Source organism: Methylobacterium sp. WL64, assembly GCF_008039945.1.
In the GTDB taxonomy this organism is placed as follows: Bacteria; Pseudomonadota; Alphaproteobacteria; order Rhizobiales; family Beijerinckiaceae; genus Methylobacterium.
The window spans coordinates 1-16,500 of sequence record NZ_VRVA01000109.1 but is presented as its reverse complement, the minus strand read 5'-3'; the positions used below and the strand labels follow the sequence as shown (position 1 = coordinate 16,500).

At 62.2% G+C, this 16,500-nt stretch carries 14 protein-coding genes and 1 pseudogene; 8 read left to right on the top strand and 7 right to left on the bottom strand.

The features are described 5' to 3' along the window. The 5 genes from FV242_RS27310 to FV242_RS27290 form a co-directional block, all read right to left on the bottom strand. Positions 1–694: branched-chain amino acid ABC transporter permease (locus tag FV242_RS27310; protein WP_147941131.1), on the bottom strand; the 694-nt coding region annotated here is incomplete at its 3' end. Between the two features lie 3 nt (positions 695–697). Then, positions 698–1,441, bottom strand: a complete 744-nt coding sequence (locus FV242_RS27305) for an ABC transporter ATP-binding protein (RefSeq protein WP_147941130.1) — start codon at positions 1,439–1,441, stop codon at positions 698–700. Further along, a complete protein-coding gene (locus FV242_RS27300; RefSeq protein WP_147941129.1) occupies positions 1,434–2,219 on the bottom strand; it encodes an ABC transporter ATP-binding protein in 786 nt (261 codons plus the stop codon). Before FV242_RS27300 ends, FV242_RS27305 begins: the two co-directional genes overlap by 8 nt. A gap of 289 nt (positions 2,220–2,508) precedes the next feature. Further along, positions 2,509–3,636, bottom strand: coding sequence for an ABC transporter substrate-binding protein (locus FV242_RS27295; RefSeq protein ID WP_246692906.1), 1,128 nt, complete (start codon positions 3,634–3,636; stop codon positions 2,509–2,511). A 567-nt stretch (positions 3,637–4,203) separates the two neighbouring features. After that, on the bottom strand, positions 4,204–5,565 hold the full coding sequence (locus tag FV242_RS27290; protein ID WP_147941127.1) for a PLP-dependent aminotransferase family protein: 1,362 nt from the start codon (positions 5,563–5,565) through the stop codon (positions 4,204–4,206). Between the two features lie 161 nt (positions 5,566–5,726). On the opposite strand from FV242_RS27290, the gene FV242_RS27285 reads away from it, so the two are divergent. The 5 genes from FV242_RS27285 (at position 5,727) to hisC (ending at position 12,410) form a co-directional block, all read left to right on the top strand. Beyond that, positions 5,727–6,854: a histidinol-phosphate transaminase gene (locus FV242_RS27285; RefSeq protein ID WP_187278586.1), complete on the top strand. Its 1,128-nt coding sequence runs from the start codon at positions 5,727–5,729 to the stop codon at positions 6,852–6,854. Continuing rightward, positions 6,854–8,935: a hydantoinase/oxoprolinase family protein gene (locus FV242_RS27280; RefSeq protein ID WP_147941125.1), complete on the top strand. Its 2,082-nt coding sequence runs from the start codon at positions 6,854–6,856 to the stop codon at positions 8,933–8,935. The genes FV242_RS27285 and FV242_RS27280 overlap by 1 nt, the downstream gene beginning before the upstream one ends. Then, positions 8,932–10,557, top strand: coding sequence for a hydantoinase B/oxoprolinase family protein (locus FV242_RS27275; RefSeq protein ID WP_147941124.1), 1,626 nt, complete (start codon positions 8,932–8,934; stop codon positions 10,555–10,557). Before FV242_RS27280 ends, FV242_RS27275 begins: the two co-directional genes overlap by 4 nt. Then, the gene (locus FV242_RS27270; RefSeq protein ID WP_147941123.1) at positions 10,554–11,270 is read left to right on the top strand and encodes an aspartate/glutamate racemase family protein; all 717 of its coding nucleotides are present in this window, start codon (positions 10,554–10,556) and stop codon (positions 11,268–11,270) included. The genes FV242_RS27275 and FV242_RS27270 overlap by 4 nt, the downstream gene beginning before the upstream one ends. A 63-nt stretch (positions 11,271–11,333) precedes the next feature. Further along, positions 11,334–12,410: a histidinol-phosphate transaminase gene (gene hisC / locus FV242_RS27265; protein ID WP_147941122.1), complete on the top strand. Its 1,077-nt coding sequence runs from the start codon at positions 11,334–11,336 to the stop codon at positions 12,408–12,410. Positions 12,411–13,136: 726 nt separating this feature from the next. Here hisC and FV242_RS27260 read toward each other — a convergent pair. Then, a pseudogene (locus FV242_RS27260) lies at positions 13,137–13,438 on the bottom strand (transposase); the annotation flags it as partial. 422 nt (positions 13,439–13,860) lie between these two features. Here FV242_RS27260 and FV242_RS27255 point away from each other — a divergent pair. The 3 genes from FV242_RS27255 to FV242_RS27245 are packed head-to-tail and all read left to right on the top strand — an operon-like array spanning position 13,861 to position 15,952. Next, positions 13,861–14,508, top strand: coding sequence for an ATP-binding protein (locus tag FV242_RS27255; RefSeq protein WP_147941121.1), 648 nt, complete (start codon positions 13,861–13,863; stop codon positions 14,506–14,508). A 26-nt stretch (positions 14,509–14,534) separates the two neighbouring features. Continuing rightward, positions 14,535–15,368 (top strand): bis-aminopropyl spermidine synthase family protein, encoded by an 834-nt coding sequence (locus FV242_RS27250; RefSeq protein ID WP_147941120.1) that lies wholly within the window; start codon positions 14,535–14,537, stop codon positions 15,366–15,368. Beyond that, complete coding sequence (locus FV242_RS27245; RefSeq protein ID WP_147941119.1) at positions 15,365–15,952, top strand: hypothetical protein; 588 nt, start codon at positions 15,365–15,367, stop codon at positions 15,950–15,952. Before FV242_RS27250 ends, FV242_RS27245 begins: the two co-directional genes overlap by 4 nt. Here the strand turns inward: FV242_RS27245 and FV242_RS27240 are convergent. Continuing rightward, positions 15,932–16,381 carry a hypothetical protein gene (locus FV242_RS27240; protein ID WP_147941118.1) on the bottom strand — a complete coding sequence of 150 codons (450 nt, stop codon included), beginning with the start codon at positions 16,379–16,381 and terminating at the stop codon, positions 15,932–15,934. The genes FV242_RS27245 and FV242_RS27240 overlap by 21 nt on opposite strands. Positions 16,382–16,500 lie beyond the last annotated feature (119 nt).

Sequence of the window (16,500 nt, the reverse complement as noted above, 5' to 3'; positions counted from 1 at the left end):
TGATGATGTCGGCGCCCATGTTCGGGTTCACCGAGTAGATCGGGGCGGCGAGGACCCCGGCGAAACCCGCGAGCGCCACGCCGAACCCGTAGGTCAGGGTCAGGAACAGCGGCACGTTCACCCCGAAAGCCTGGACCAGGGTCGGATTCTCGGTCGCGGCCCGGAGGTAGGCGCCGAGCTTGGTCTTCTCGATCACCAGCCAGGTGGCGATGCAGACGGTGAGCGAAGCCACCACCACCCAGGCCCGGTAGTTCGGCAGGAACATGAACGGCAGGCGCTGGCCGCCCGACAGCTCCGCCGGGATCGCGTAGGGGAGCCCCGAGACGCCGTACTGGTTGCGGAACAGGCCCTGGATGATCAGCGCCAGCCCGAAGGTCACGAGCAGGCCGTAGAGGTGGTCGAGCTTGTAGAGGCGGGCGATCAGCACCCGCTCCAGCAGGATTCCGAACGCCCCTACCACCAGCGGCGCCAGGCCCAGGGCCCACCAGTAGCCCAGCCCGACATAGGTCAGCAGCATCCAGGCCACGAACGCGCCCATCATGTAGAGCGCGCCGTGGGCGAAATTGATGATGTTCAGGAGCCCGAAGATGATCGCGAGCCCGAGCGACAGGATCGCGTAGAACGAGCCGTTGATCAGGCCGAGCAGAAGCTGCCCGAACAGGGCCTGCATCGGCACACCGAAGATCGTGGTCATGACTCAAACGCCCAAGTACGCGTGCAGCTTGTTGATATTGGCGTCAAGCTCGGCGTTGGAGATCATGTCGACCACCCGGCCCTGCTCGATCACGAAGTGCCGGTCTGCCAGGGTCTGGGCGAAGCGGAAGTTCTGCTCCACCAGCACGATCGTGTAGCCCTGACCCTTCAATTGCTGGATGGTCCGGCCAATCTGCTGGACGATGACCGGCGCCAGCCCCTCCGTCGGCTCGTCGAGCAGGATCAGCTTGGCGCCGGTGCGCAGGATCCGGCCGATCGCCAGCATCTGCTGCTCGCCACCGGAGAGCTTGGTGCCCTGGCTGCCGGCCCGCTCCTTCAGGTTCGGGAACAGGGTGTGGATCTCGGCCACCGTCATGCCGCCGGGCTTCACCCGCGGCGGCAGCATCAGGTTCTCCTGGACGGTGAGGCTGGCGAAGATACCGCGCTCCTCCGGCACGTAGCCGAGCCCGAGCCGGGCGATGTTGCGCGAGGCCATCCGCACCGTCTCGACGCCGTCATAGACGATCGAGCCCGAGCGCTTGCCGAGGATGCCAATGATCGCCCGGAGCGTGGTGGTCTTGCCGGCGCCGTTGCGGCCGAGCAGCGTGATCACCTCGCCCGCCCGGACATCGATATCGATGCCGTGCAGCACGTGGCTCTCGCCGTACCAGCCTTCCAGCCCACGGACGGTGAGCAGCGAGCCGGTCGCGGCGGCCGACGTGGGTGTCTTCAAAGCCTCCTCAGGCATGTCCCGACCCGATGTAAGCTTCGACCACGCGGGGATCCTTGGAGACGGTGGCGTAACTGCCCTCGGCGAGAACCTGCCCGCGGGCGAGCACGGTGATGCGGTCGGACAGGGACGCAACCACCGAGAGGTTGTGCTCCACCATCAGGATGGTCCGGTCTTTCGAGACCCGACGGATGAGCTGCGCCGTGCGCTCCACATCCTCGTGGCCCATGCCGGCCATGGGCTCGTCGAGGAGCAGCATCTCGGGATCGAGGGCGAGCGTCGTGGCGATTTCCAGGGCGCGCTTGCGGCCGTAGGATAGTCCCACCGCCAGAACGTCGGCGAACTCGGTGAGGCCCACCGCCTCTACCAGCGCCAGCGCCTCGCAGTTCAGCGCGCGCAGGACTCGCTCGGGCCGCCAGAAGTCGAACGAGTCGCCACGCCGCCGCCTCTGCAGGGCGATGCGGACATTCTCCATCACCGTCAGATGCGGGAACACCGCAGAGATCTGGAATGACCGGACGAGGCCGAGCCGGGCGACGTCGGCCGCCTTCAGGCCGGTGATGTCGCGATCCTTAAAGCGGATCGTTCCGGCTGTCGGGATTAGGAACTTGGTCAGTAGATTGAAGCAGGTGGTCTTGCCAGCGCCGTTCGGCCCGATCAATGCGTGGATGGTGCCACGCTCCACCTGCAACGCCACGCCGTTAACAGCCCGGAATCCCTTGAATTCCATTGTCAGGCCATCAGTCTTCAAAATTAAGTCGTGTGCGCTCCGCGCGGCGGCCTGCGCCTGCTCCATTGAACCCTCCTGATAGCCTAGGCCATCATCGACCAGTTTCTTGGTAGCGCACCGCTTTTTATCTCATTCGGTATTACGCAGGACATACACTTGCCTGTGTGATAAGATTCCCAGATTTATGGCGGCGCCCGCCCGTTCGAGGATGTAATGCGCGAGATTGATATTATAGATTTCATCGACGGGATTTTTCGAGTAGGTAATAGCCTAACTATCTGATTTGATAATTAGGGTATATTGATTAAATCAAGTCTGCCTTAGCAAAAACTCGATCAAGAGCACTTACCAAAGATTATGATTTTTTTCGAACAAGAGGGCATGCGCTTTGACCCAGCGGCTCGTAAGCTTCATCCGCGGGGATTGTCTGTCGTAACTTGACAAGGTCCCAAGCCTCAGTGGACTCCTCCGGCTGTTTGACCTCAACGAGGTACATGTCGTGAACGAACAGCCCATCCTCGCGCAGGCGTCCGTTCCGGGCGAAGAAGTCGTTGATCGGCTGGCTTTTGAGCTTAGCGACGATGTCACTTGCAAAATCAGTTCCCGTTGCTTCAACCGCCTTCAGATAGTTTGTTACGGCCGAATAGAATCCTGCTTGGGTCATCGTCGGCGGTGAGCCGAAACGGGCTTGGAAGCGGCGCCCAAAGGCGCGCGTCTGGTCGTCCAGGTTCCAATCATAGGCCGTCGTGAACAACATCCCGCGGGCGATGGGCAGTCCGATACCCTTCACATCGGTGTTGAAAATCAGCAGCGCTGCCAGCTTCATCGAAGCTGTTAGACCAAATTCTGCCGCTTGCTTGACGGAGTTGATGGTGTCCTGGCCCGAATTGGCTAGGCCCAGCACTTGCGCTCCCGAACTTTGTGCCTGGAGGAGGAATGACGCGAAATCTTGGGTTGATAGGGGATGGCGGACGGAGCCCTTAATGTCGCCGCCGCTGTCTTTGATAACCTGGACTGCGTTGCGCTCTAGCGAATTTCCGAAGGCGTAATCGACCGTTAAGAAGTACCACGACTTACCACCAGCCTGCACGACCGCGCGCCCTGTGCCGGAGGCAAGCGCATACGTATCGTAAACGTAGTGAATGCCGGTGGGCGAACAGCTCTTCCCGGTCAACTCGGAGGTTCCCGAACCCGCCGCGATTGTAAGGCGCGCCTTGTCTTTGCCGAGATTCTGCATCGCGAGTGCGGCCGCGGAGTCGGTCGATTCGATGAGCATATCGACCTGCTCATTGTCGAACCAGCGACGGGCAGTACCCAAGGCGATATCGACCTTGTTCTGGTAATCAGCCGAAACGAACTCGATCGGCTTGCCGCCAACCTTGCCGCCAAAGTCTTCAATCGCCATCCGCGCGGCGAGGACGGCACCCGGCCCGCCGTTCTGCGAGTAGACACCCGACATGTCGACGATGGCGCCGATCTTCACTTTGTTATCGCTAACGGTCCCCTCGGCCCGTAGGGCCATGGGGCCCCCGAGCACAAAACCCAAGCCGAGCACGACCGCTAAGGTGGAGCGGCGAAGGCGGGCACGGAGTGGACTGGTGACCTCCGGCCGGGTGCGTGGCGGTGTTTGCGGCATGGGCTTTCTACCTTTCGATCTCTGAACGGCCAAAGGGGAATGCGGGTGACGCGATCTGGCTCGGCTCAGTCGCCGACGTGTCGTCGATCCTTTGCGGCCCCGTCCAAACGGGACCCAACACCGCAGGTCCTGCTCCCCTGCGGCCGACCGTCAGTGCGGTCGTTCAATGTTACCCATGGGTGGTGAGACGCGCGGGGTTCTTTACCGGCAGGGGGCTGCCGCGCCACCTCATCCGTTGGAGCATCAGGTTCCGAATTACGTGCGCCAACGACCAGTACATTATATCGAATGAACTAGTACACAAGCAGAATTTTTGCGCAGGCTTGCGCAGCCAATCGGACGAGCAACCGGCCTTGTCACCCACTGCGCTTCGGCAACGCTCGAGTCAGGCAGCGCGAAACTTGGGCAGATTGCTTAAACGATCGCCCCGGAAAAGCGGGGACGGCTGCGCCAGACGGAAGCAATGATTCGAAAGGCGGGATCGAGCTGGTCCGCATTCTCGACGGCGCCAAGCGACACGCGGACGTGCGGGTTGGCCGGCGCGTTGTCGTCGACCAGAAAATGCGTCGACGGGGACACCTTCAGACCTTGCAGGAGCAGATCCGATACGATGTCGTCTAGCCGCCACATATCCGGAATGGGAAGCCAAAGGTGGTAACTTGGCAGCGAAGGGATGGCTGGCATCCCGAGATGCTGTCGGGCGACTGCCAGACGGCGCGCCATCTCCTGCCCGTGCTGGGCGACGCAGCGATCCGCGGCGCCCGAATCGACCAGTCGCGAAAACATCTCCGCGTAGAGCGTCGGCGCAGTCCAATGGAGGCAGACGAGCTTGTCTTGCAGGTCGGCCGAGAGTCGCGGGGGCGAGACCATGAGGCCGAGACGCAGGCCCGGGCTTGTGGATTTGGAAACGCTGCCAAGGTAGACAACCTGCTCCGGATCTAGCGCGGCCAGGGTTGGTAGCGGATCATCGGAGAGCCGCCCATAGATATCGTCCTCAACGATGATGGCATCAGCGCGCCGGCAGACGGCTAGGATCTCCTTGCGACGGCCGAGGGACATAGTTGCTGTGGTCGGGTTCTGGACGGTGGTCGAGCAAATGACTACCCGCGCGCCCGAGCGCGCCAGCTGCGCCGCGAGGTCGTCCGGGCGCAGGCCCTCATCGTCCATGGCGACGCCGACGAGCCGTGCCTGAGCCGAAGCCGCCAAGCGGCGAACGCCGGTATACGTCCACATCTCGCTCGCCACCGCTTGGCCGGGCCGCACGAGGCTTGCAAAGCAGGCCCAAAGGCCGTGCTGCGTCCCGTGGGTGAGCGCTACGTCTGGCAGCCTCATCTCTCCAATGCGCCGCTCGAACCACCGGGAGATTGCACGTCGGTGGCGCTCGCTCCCGATGGCCGGCTGATAGGTTAGAATATCCTCAGCGCGCCGCTCGGTGGCGATCCCGAGCAGGACATCGTCGAGGAAAAGCTTTGCGGGCCCGGCCGGAACGGTGTTCAGGCTGAGGTCAAGGGACGCGCTGAGCCCCTCCTCGACCTGGGGGGGGCGGATGAAAGTTCCGCTTCCTGCCCTCGCGGAAACGAGACCTCGGCGATGCGCTTCCCCGATGGCCCGGGTGATGGTCGCGATCGTGACGCCCAGATCCACCGCCAATTCACGCTGTGGCGGGAGGCGCTCTCCGTAGCGTAGGCGGCCAGAGGCAATATCCCCTTCGAGAGCGTCAGCGAGGGCGAGGTATTTCGGTTTCCCCGCCTCGATCAGCTCCGGCTTCCACGACATGATGAGGGGGGTTCTCTAAACTGGGGCTACAATGTCAGGCCGAAACCTAACAGTTTGTGCCGCCGGCGTCTGCGCGGCATGCACGCCGAGTGAGCGAGGCACTTGACGACTTGTAATGCTCAATGTACCCCATTGTAAGCTTACATTGTGAGGACGTCATAATGCGTGTCAGCGAAGCTCGGTTGGCTAACCTCGATCCGCCGTACAAGGCCGGTTTGCCGCGCGAGGTCGTAGCGGAGCGCTTTGGCATTCCCCCGGAGGACATCGCCAAGCTCGGCTCGGCTGAGAACCCGTTCGGCCCATCGCCGAAGGCACAGGCGGCCATTGAGGTCGGCAAGACAAAGATCGACCTATACCCAGAATCCTCGTCGCGGGTGCTGCGCGAGGCCATCGCCGCGCGATACGGGTTTGAGCCTGACTGTGTCGCCTGTGGCTCTGGCGAGACGGAGATCATCTCGTTCGTCATCCGAGCCTTCTCGCTGCCCGGCGACACGATCCTGATGTATGAGCCGTGCTTCCCAATTTATCACATCTTCGCGGAGAACGAGGGACGCATTCCCGCCTACGTCAAGATGGGCCGGGACTTCGATCTGGTCATCGACCAGTACATCGAGACTTTGGCATCTGTGGCGCCGAAGATCGCCTTCATAACGAACCCGCACAGCCCTAGCGGGAAGTTGATGGCAGAGGGCGACATCCGCCGCATCTGCGACGCGGCTGGAGCGAACACGCTAATCGTGCTCGACGAGGCCTACATCCACTTCACAGAAACGCCGGGCGGCATCACCCTTACCCGAGACTACGACAACCTGATCGTGCTGCGAACCTTCTCGAAAGCGTTTGGCCTCGCGGGCTTGCGCGTCGGCTTTGGGATCGCCGCAAATAAAGAACTGATCCGCCCCCTGCTCAATCTTAAGCCGACCTGGAACATGGGCGCGATGCAGGTCGCCGGCGGGGCCGCCGCGATCTTCGACGAAGAGCATGTTGACCGGACAGTCAAGATGATCGTGGAGATGCGGGCCTACGTAACCGAGCAGCTCTCGGGCCTGAACCGATTCCGCATGGTTCCGGGTTCGCGCTCAAATTTCTTCCTGCTTGAAGTCATCGATCCCAGCCTCACCTCGACGGATGTCTTTAACGGCCTCTTAGAGCGCGGTGTAATCGCCAAGGACGGGAGCGACTCCTTCCGCGGTCTCGGGGACCGCTACCTGCGGGTGGACGTGAGCCTAAAAAAGAACATGGATCGCCTGGTCTGGGCGCTCAAGGACATTGAGGCCGCGGACCAGTAATGGCCGTCCAAGTCTCTCAGGCAGCCTGCGTGATTGGCGTCGACGTAGGCGGGACCTTCACCGACGCGGTGGTCCTCGATGCGGGGGACGGCAGCCTGGTGGCGGCCTTCAAGCTGCCCTCGACGCCCGACGATCCGGGTCGGGCGATCGTCGAGGCCATTGGACGCATCGCGGAGCGTTTTACTGTCGTGGGCGCCCTCGTGTGCCACGGGACAACAATTGGCACGAACACCCTGATCGAGCGCAGGGGCGCAAGAACTGCGCTAGTCGCGACTGAGGGATTCTCGGACGTGATCGAGCTGCGACGACAGGCGCGTCCCCACCTGTATGACTCCACCGCCCGGATTGTGCCGCCTCTGGTTGACCCCGAGGACCGTCACGAGGTCGACGAACGAATGGGTTCGGACGGCGAGGTGGTCACGCCGCTTGGTGATCTCGACGGCTTAACCGAGAGCTTGCGGCGATCGGGCGTCGAGGCCGTGGCCGTCTCGCTGTTAAACGCCTACGCGAACGAGGCGCACGAGGTGAGCGTTGTCGAGGCCCTGCGGGCGGCACTGCCAGGAGTCTACGTCACCCGCGCTACGGACGTCTGCTCCGAATTCCGGGAGTACGAGCGTACCTCGACCGCTGTCGTGAACAGCTACATCGGACCGCGTGTTGCCCGCTACATGCGCAGCCTCGAAGGGGCGCTCCGGCAGCAGGGTGTCGAGCGCCTGATGGTAGTCAAGTCCAACGGTGGCCTGACTTCGCCGGAGAACGCGGCACGGTTTCCGGTTCACTTGATTGAGTCCGGTCCGGCCGCCGGTTTATGCGCGACGGCCGCCTTCGCGCGGATCGTTGGCCCAGAGAATCTGATCGCCTTCGACATGGGCGGTACTACCGCGAAGGCTGGGGTCATCCGCAAGGGCGAACCCGAAACGGCGAGCGAGTTCTATGCTGACCGGCTGTCGGAGGGACGGGACGTCGGCGGCTACGCGATCCGTTCCCCGATCCTTGAACTCGTGGAAATCGGTGCTGGGGGCGGGTCCATCGCGGCGATCGATGAGGCCGGCGTCCTAAAGGTGGGCCCCCGGAGTGCTGGCGCGCTGCCCGGCCCTGCCTGTTATGGGCGCGGTGGCGATTTGCCAACCGTCACCGACGCCCACGCTGTCATTGGGACCCTAGTGCCGGAGCTGTTCGAGGGCACCGGGGTGACCTTCCAGCGCCAGCCAGCGGAAGAGGCGATCCGCCGCCATATCGCGCAGCCCTACGGCTGGTCGCTGGCCCGGGCCGCCTACGCGATCATCGATCTCGCGGTCGCCAACATGGCGAGTATGGTCCGCCTCGCTACCGTGCAGCGGGGGTTTGATCCTCGCGACTTCACGATGCTCGCATCGGGCGGGGCAGGCCCACTGCACGCCCCGTTAGTGGCAGCCGAGATCAGGGTGCCGAACCTAATTATCCCCCCCTATCCTGGCATGTTCAGCGCACTCGGGGCGACGCTCGGGGCGGTACGGCACGAGGTGGTGCGAACGGTCTTGCGCACGGTCGCTAACATCTCAGGCGGCGAGATGGAGGCGGCTTTCGCGCAGCTGCAGGAGCGGGCGGCCGAACTCCTCGCCGACGAACCGAAGGGGCGTCTGCCGCCGCGCTTCGAGCGATCGGTTGACGCCCGGTTCGCCGGGCAACTTTTTGAGATCCGGCTGCCAATCGAAGCGGGGCCGATAAGGATGGAGGTCGTCGAGGCATCCTTCCGGGCCCAGTACCTGGCAGAGTACGGGATCGAGTTAAAGAACGCGCAGGTCCAACTCGTCGCGTTACGCCTTGTAGCGGTCCAAGACGTCGGCGTCACCGCCGACGGCGCTCTGCGCGCCCCTGCGGCAAAGGACGCGGGTGTCGCGGTGGGGCGGCGCATCCCCGTTCTCGACAGGGACGGCGGAACTGTTTCGGTCCCACTGGTCTCGGCAGCACGGGGCGAGGCCGAACTGCTGGGCCCCGCCCTTATCGCGCACCAGGGCTCGACGGTTTGGATCCATCACGGGCAGCGAGCGCGCATTGGCGCCAACGGCCAGATCACCATCGCTATTGAGGCGTCCGCATGAGCGCTGACGGCACCGCCCCTATCCTGAGCCGCGATCCGGTTACTTTCGAGGTCGTCCGCAGCGCCCTGACTGCGGCCTGCGCGGAAATGAAGGCCGTGATCATGCGGACCTCCTTCTCGCCGCTGCTCAGCCTCTCGGCTGACCTGTCCTGCGCCCTCCTTGACAGCGTGGGGCAGGTCGTCGCCCAGGGGCAGGACATCCCAGTCCATCTCGGGGCCGCCCCGTTTACGATGCGCGCGGCCTTAGCACGCTGGCCCCTGGACGCGTGGCGCGACGGCGATGGCGTGCTTCTGAATGACCCATATTCTGGGGGAACGCATCTGCCGGACATGACTCTGATCATGCCGATCTTTGCGCGGGGCCGGCGGATCGGCTTCTCCCTCAGCCGCGTCCACTGGCCCGACATCGGTGGCATCGCCGCGGGCAGTTCCAGCATCTGCGACGACATCATCAAAGAAGGCCTGCGCATCCCGCCCCTGCGAATCATTGAGCAGGGCGAAATTCGGTCGGACATCCTCGACCTAATTCTCGCGAACGTCCGCGTGCCGTCCGACCGGCAGGGCGATTTCCGGGCGCAAGTCGCCGGTGCGGCGCGGATGCGCCTCCGGGTAGCCGAACTTGCTGAGCGCTACAGCGAGGAGACCGTTGCTGAGGTTATGGCGGCAACGCAGGTCTATTCCCGGCGCTTGATGGAGAGCCGCCTTGCGGCACTGCCTGACGCCGATGTCAGCCATAGCGAGAAGCTCGACGGCGACGGCATCGACCCGGCCTCGGCACCCCAGGTAACGGTTCGGATCCGCAAGAGCGGCGCGTCCTTCCATGTGGACTTCTCGGGCTCTGGGGCCTGCGTAGCCGGGCCAATCAATGCGCCGTTGGCCGTTACGGCCTCTGCGGTCTACTACACCCTGCTGTTGCTAGCGGGGGGAGACGTCCCGCCCAACGAGGGCGTCTACGGACTTGCGGAACTCGCAATCCCGGAAGGGTCCATTGTCAACGCCACTGCTCCGGCCCCAGTAGTCGCCGCCAATACAGAAACTTCGAACCGTGTGGTCGATATTCTATTAGCGGCCCTCGCGCAGGCCTATCCCGATCGTGTTCCGAGTGGAGCCTACGGCTCCGCCTGCGTCTACACCCTTGGCGGGATCAATCCAGCTACAGGCGGCGGCTTCGTCCATTACGAGACGATCGGCGGCGGGGGCGGCGCGCACGCGAGCGGCGGCGGGACCAGCGGGCAGCGCGTCCACATGGGGAACACCATGAACCTGCCGATCGAGGCAATCGAGGCGGCGATCCCCGTGCGCTTCCTGGCCTACCGGATCGATCGTGGGAGCGGGGGGCGCGGCCGGCATCCTGGAGGCGATGGTTGTACCAAGACTTTCATGAGTCTCATGGACGGGATGCAAGCTTCCGTACTCGGCGAGCGGACGTGCTCGGCCGCGCACGGGGTCGCGGGTGGTGAAGCCGGGGCACTCGCCCGGTTCTCGCTGGTCCGGGCGGACACCACGTCTATCGAACTCGCCTCCAAAAGCGGACCGCACCAGCTCGATGCCGGGGACTGTATCACCCTGCGGACGGCTGGGGGAGGCGGCTGGGGACAGGTCAACGCAGGAGAGCCGACATGACATCGACGGGAGCGACACGCGACGGCGCCGGCACGGCGCGCAAGAGGATCGCTCTGGTGGTTCCCTCATCGAATACGGTGATGGAGAACGACTTGCACGCATCGCTCCCGAAGGAGATCTACACGGTCCATACGGACCGCATGTACCTCATCGAGACCACCCGGGAGGCCGAGATCTGCATGATTGAGCAGTTCGCCCCACAGGCGGCTGCCGATCTTGGAACGCTCAATCCCGACCTTTTCGTTTTCGGCTGCACCTCTGCCGGCTCGCTGTTCGGGCTGGATTACGATCAGGCGGTCTGCCGCAAGCTCGGCGACCTCGCCGGCTGTCCAGCGCAGGGCGTCATCTCAGCGGTCTCGGATGCCATCGCGCGGGCGTCTGCTGAGCGGATCGCCATCATCACGCCCTACAACGAGGATCTGACGCAGTCCGTGGCCAATGCGGTGTCCGGGGAGGGGCGCACCATCGTCGCCGCCCACGGAATGGGCATCACCGTGAACGTTGCTCTTGCCGACCCGACCCCGGCTGACATCGTGGCCTTCGCGCAGGACCGTCTGGTGGGGATCAACTTTGACCTGCTTTTCGTCTCCTGCACGAATTTCCGTGCGCTGGAAGCGATGAGTGAGCTAGAGCAGCGTTTCGGCAAACCGGTCGTCACGAGCAACAGCGCTGTAGCCGATGCAATCCGACGTCGATTTGAAGATCGGCAGTAGGGGTTTGCGCTCCGTATCGTCGGGGAGCGAGAAATCGTCCGCCGAAGGCCCGAGAGGTCGCTCATGAGCCGCTTCTGGAGCAAGGTTGTCGAAGGCCTCGACCCGTACGTGCCGGGCGAACAGCCGACGATCCCGGACCTCATCAAGCTCAACACGAACGAGTCCCCCTATGGGCCCTCGCCGAGCGTCCTAGAAGCCGTCCGCGCGCAGGCTTCTGATACGCTCCGGCTCTACCCCGATCCAGAGAGCATCGCCCTCCGGGACGCGTTGGCGACGTATCACGGCGTCCGGCGCGCCAACGTCTTCGTGGGGAACGGCTCGGACGAGGTGCTCGGGCACATCTTCGCCGCTCTGCTGAAGCACGACGCTCCACTGCTTCTCTCGGACATCACCTACGGCTTTTACCCGGTATATTGCCGCCTGTTTGGCATTTGCTACGAAACCGTGCCGGTCGATGAGCGACTATGTATCCGGGTGTCCGATTACCGCAGGAACGCGGGTGGCCTCGTTATTGCGAACCCGAACGCGCAGACTGGGATTGCGCTGAAGCAGACGGACATCGTGCGGCTGCTCGATGACCATCCCGACAGTCCAGTCGTCATCGACGAGGCCTACGTCGATTTCGGGGGTGAGACGGCGGCCAAGCTGATCGGGAACTATCCCAATCTCGTCGTCGTGCGGACCTTCTCAAAATCCCGCGCCCTCGCCGGGCTTCGCCTGGGATACGCGCTTGCTGATGCTGCGCTCATCGAGGCTCTCATTCGGGTTAAGAATAGCTTCAACTCTTATCCGATTGGCCGCGTGACCCAGGCCGCCGCGCTGGCTTGCATTGCCGACGACGGCTATTTCTGGGAGACCAGAGATAGGATCGTCGACCAACGAGAGAAGTTGGCCAAAAGCTTGACGCAGCTCGGCTTCGACCTCATCCCCTCATCCGCAAACTTCGTCCTCGCCCGGCGTCCCGGCTATCCAGGGCCGCAGCTCGCCACCGAGTTGCGGAAGAGGGCCATCCTCGTGCGCACCTTCCCCGAGACCCGCATCAGCGACTACGTCAGGATCACGATCGGGACGGATCACGAAATGAACCAGCTGGTCGCTACGTTGTCCGAACTCGTGTCGGACGCCCCTCGCCCCGGCTGACCGCGCCTCATCGACTGACAGTTTTGACGAATTTGGCAGCCTGCACCGACGGTGTGCTTCGACTGACGACCGCCAGGCGGTTTATCTCGTTAGAGACCACGCCATCCACGAGCAGCCGAACGATCATCAACGTAGTAAGCCCGGCGAACACGCTAGCCGTGGCGAGGAGGTTGCGGTCGTTGAAGACGAACCAGCCGAGTTCACTTAGTCGGCGGAGGTATCGAAGACCAGCTTGGCTACGACTGGGGTCCGTCGAGTGGAGGCCCAGTTATTTTAGGGCCGGTCAGTATCGCCGAACGCCGGCCGGTTCGGGTTGACCCCGATCAAGCGGAGGTCCTACAACCGAGAATCTGTCCCACAATGTGCTAGGCTGTCTCAACAAAGAGATACTCGATATATAAGTTTAGTGCAATGATCTGGCGGGCGGACATAAAAATATATCGAGAAATCAGTACAGTATCGGGGTATTCGACGATTTATTTGCTCGCTTGGACAGAAATACACCATTTAAACACCGAGTATTTATGTTGTCTATTCAGACTTTAAATTACAACTCAGCTTCACGAAGCGGAACATCGACCATATTACCTTCGGGCGCTTTTCGAAGCAGACAAATTGCTCTCGGCCGACTTTGATCGGCCGCCTTGCGCCATAAGCGGAAATACGCTTGGCGCCTGAAAGCAGATATTTATCTGCACGACGCCTAACTTGTAGCATCGATCCAACTCAGGCATTTAGAGCCGTTTCTGCATACGTAGCGACGGGCAAGTCGTTGTCGTGGCTTGCGGCGGCGATGACATTGCGGCACACGTCTGGCGTGAAGCGGGTGAAAGCTCGCCGGATGGTGTCCCAGAGGTCAGCACGGAGCGAGCGGTTGCTGTCCGCAGCAGCGCTTTCAGCTTGGCGAAGATCTGTTCGATCGGGGTTAACTTAGGGCTGTAGGACGGAAGGCAGAGCAGCCGCGCGCAGGCCGCTTCGACCCGTTTTCAGATGCCGCTGGCCTTGTGAGCTTGCAGTTTGTCGAGGATCTCGACAGCGAGATGTCCGCCCCGTGAAGGATCATCCCCGTGCCAAGGCGACATGGGCTAGGAGGATGACACGGACTGATCGGATCGGGTTAGTGCCGCTTCAGCCAGGTGGCCGCGCGGCTGCGAGGTCGTTCACGAATTCGCCGTGCAACCACGCTGGAGGGCCATACCGCACCTTTGTCCCACTCGAAGGGCCATTCTCAGGCAATTCATCGAGATCAGGGTGGCGACGACTATTGGCTCTCCGATGCAGATAATCGTTATATTAGCGCGACAGCTGGGTCTTGGACCAATGTATACAGATAAATAACTGACGTATACTTATTATATTTTATTGCGTCCATACAGCTGTCGATTTGACGTGTAACGTACCCTTATTCGGCTATCTCCCTAGCAAATGCCTAAGTTTCCTTGTTGACTCTATGTTTTTTGTCGGCAAGATCGCTGCCAAGTCCCAAATTGATACGTCGATGGTGAGCCGATTGAGTTTGTTCAAAACGGTTTATGTTACCGGAGCGCCCGCGTCCGGGAAGAGTTCGACAATGGCCAAGCTGAAGAAGCGGGTTCCCGATCTCAATGTCTGGGAATATGGCGCGAGGCTGACCGAGTTTCTGCGGATGCGTGGGACGGAGCTCAAGGACCAGGACGAATTACGGTCCCAGTCGGCACGCATCGTCACTCCTTCCGATATCGACGCGCTGGACGGAAAACTGCTCGAATGGGTGGAGGAGACTCGATCGAGCGGGCCCGTCGTCATCGACAGTCACCCTGTGACCAAGGAGGATTACGGGTTCCGGGTGACTGCCTTTTCCGGGGACGGATTCCGTCGACTGGGACCGGATGAGATCTGGCTCTTCTACGTCGCGCCCGAGGTGACCTGCCGACGGATTTTGAAGGATGCCGCCGGGCGGCCGACGATCACGCTTGAAGAGGCAAGGATTCATAGCGCAGCCCAGGCTTCGGTCGCCTGTACCTTCGGGATTGCGGCCGGATGCCCAGTCTATATGTTCGATACGGATGTGGATCAGGCGGATCTCGTCGACCAACTGGCTTCCCGTTTGGGACGGTGAACGACCAACGCCGGAGGAGGCGGGCGATGAGGCAGGTCGATTTGAGAAAGGCCGTCAACGCGGTTTCGGACGTGGTGCAGAACCGACCGAAGCCGCTGCGGGAGTTCGACCAGATCCATATGAAGACTGGCGACATGGTCATGCAGAGCGAAATCGTCGCCGAGTGGGCGAGCGGAAAGCGGCTAGCCTTCATTGGAGACGGCGACGCCGTCAGCGTTTGTGTCGCCTACCTGCGGGAACGCGGGATCTTCGACTTCGGGCCGACCAAGATCACGGTGTTCGACTTCGACGAGCGCACCGTCCAGGCGGTCAAGCGGTTTGCCGATCAAGAGCGCCTCGATAATCTCGATGCCGAGCTGTACAACTGCCTCAACGCATTTCCGGACGTGACCAAATACGACTGCTTCTACACCAATCCTCCGTGGGGGGCATCGAACAACGGCGAGAGCGTCAACGTCTTCATCCAACGCGGCTTCGAGGCGATCCAGTACGAAGGCGACGGCATGATCGTCATCGCGGATGACGATCAGCTCCCGTGGCCCAAGCAGGTTCTGGCCAACGTGCAGACATACGCATCGAAGCAGGGCTTCTATGTTTCGCGAATGCAAAGAAAGCTGCATGAGTACCATCTGGACGATGCGCCCGATCTGAAGTCGTGCAACCTTTTCGTGAGCGCGCTGCCCGGAAACAGCGCGAAGCTCGTCCCCAGCCAAGCGATCACCGATCCCGAGAAGCTGCGGAACTTCTACGGCCAGTCGAAGGAGCCGAGAGTTCTCTTCGTGCGAGAGAAGAAGCGTCCTGACTACGGCAAGGCCCCCGAAGACGAATATCGGTTGGAGCTTCTGGAGACGGAAGAATGAACGAGATCTTCCGCCCGGGGGCAGGCCTTCTGTTCATGAAGGTGGGGCGCCATGCCCAGGAGACGTTGGCCGACATCATCTCGCGCAAACGCGCAGAGATCGACAAGGCCGGACACACCATGTGGGGCTACGGCGGGAACACCTGCCATCCGAGCACGATGGTTCAGCCGTTCGCCCAGGTCTACGCCGAGAGGCAGCAACCGATCCATCTCGTTATGGAGGAGATGGAGTCCAACCACTGGGCCGAGCCGCTCTGCGCCGCCGAAAGCTCCGTCGACAATCTCACGTGGCAGCCGATTCCGGACGCTATCCAGGTGCGCGGTTCGCGCTTCGCGCTGGTCATCCGTGATCTGAGGCAGGCGGACTTCACGCTGCCCCTAAACCAGACCATCGTGCCGGTCGGTCGCAGCAGAGGAAGCAACGGCAGCCGCTACGTCAACGGCAGAGTGGACAAGGCTTGTCTAGAGGTTCTACCCCAGCCCGAGCTCGTGAACGAGGATTCGAAGCGGTTCGAGCGCCCGATCAATCTGGTCGCCGAACTGGTCGAGCCGTATGCCGTCTTTCTACGAAACTACCGGGAGTAGATCGGCGTCTTCGACGAGAATGGCGCCGGTCGTCAACCGCAGGTGACGGATGTAGCTGGCTAGTCCAGCGACAACATCGTCGATCGCTGTCATCGCAACCGAACAGGCGAAGCAGGCCGTGATGGCCTTGTCGGCTTCGCGCTCCGCGCAGATGCCTCGACGCAGCGGCTCGAGGGGATGCTTCGCCAGGAGCATCGCGAAGAGTTGCTCGAGGCAGGCAATTCGTCTCTCGGCGCTGGTCAGGTGCATCGCGTTCAAGGCGGCGATGGCCCGCTTGTCGCCAGTAACCAGAAGGGGGGCCTCGCGCAGCAGCAGGACGGCTACCAGCTGGCTTTCGCCTGTATCGAATTCGAGCCCCATGGAGACAGCGCGCTCCTCAAGTTCCGTCGCAAGCCCTATCTCGGCCGGCGAGGGATCGATCGTATTCATCCGGCGTGGGCCGCGGGGGTCCTATTTCGGGTCTGACTCACTTTCGGTGCAGGGGAGTTGATGGATCTCGGCTTCGGTCGTCGGAGATCCTGCCATGCCTCGCAGCCTGCATCCCAACT

Coding starts and splice junctions, on each gene's coding strand:
- FV242_RS27305 (WP_147941130.1), bottom strand. CDS start 1,441: ATGCCTGAGGAGGCTTTGAAGACACCCACGTCGGCCGCCGCGACCGGC.
- FV242_RS27300 (WP_147941129.1), bottom strand. CDS start 2,219: ATGGAGCAGGCGCAGGCCGCCGCGCGGAGCGCACACGACTTAATTTTG.
- FV242_RS27290 (WP_147941127.1), bottom strand. CDS start 5,565: ATGTCGTGGAAGCCGGAGCTGATCGAGGCGGGGAAACCGAAATACCTC.
- FV242_RS27285 (WP_187278586.1), top strand. CDS start 5,727: ATGCGTGTCAGCGAAGCTCGGTTGGCTAACCTCGATCCGCCGTACAAG.
- FV242_RS27280 (WP_147941125.1), top strand. CDS start 6,854: ATGGCCGTCCAAGTCTCTCAGGCAGCCTGCGTGATTGGCGTCGACGTA.
- FV242_RS27275 (WP_147941124.1), top strand. CDS start 8,932: ATGAGCGCTGACGGCACCGCCCCTATCCTGAGCCGCGATCCGGTTACT.
- FV242_RS27270 (WP_147941123.1), top strand. CDS start 10,554: ATGACATCGACGGGAGCGACACGCGACGGCGCCGGCACGGCGCGCAAG.
- hisC (WP_147941122.1), top strand. CDS start 11,334: ATGAGCCGCTTCTGGAGCAAGGTTGTCGAAGGCCTCGACCCGTACGTG.
- FV242_RS27255 (WP_147941121.1), top strand. CDS start 13,861: ATGTTTTTTGTCGGCAAGATCGCTGCCAAGTCCCAAATTGATACGTCG.
- FV242_RS27250 (WP_147941120.1), top strand. CDS start 14,535: ATGAGGCAGGTCGATTTGAGAAAGGCCGTCAACGCGGTTTCGGACGTG.
- FV242_RS27245 (WP_147941119.1), top strand. CDS start 15,365: ATGAACGAGATCTTCCGCCCGGGGGCAGGCCTTCTGTTCATGAAGGTG.
- FV242_RS27240 (WP_147941118.1), bottom strand. CDS start 16,381: ATGAATACGATCGATCCCTCGCCGGCCGAGATAGGGCTTGCGACGGAA.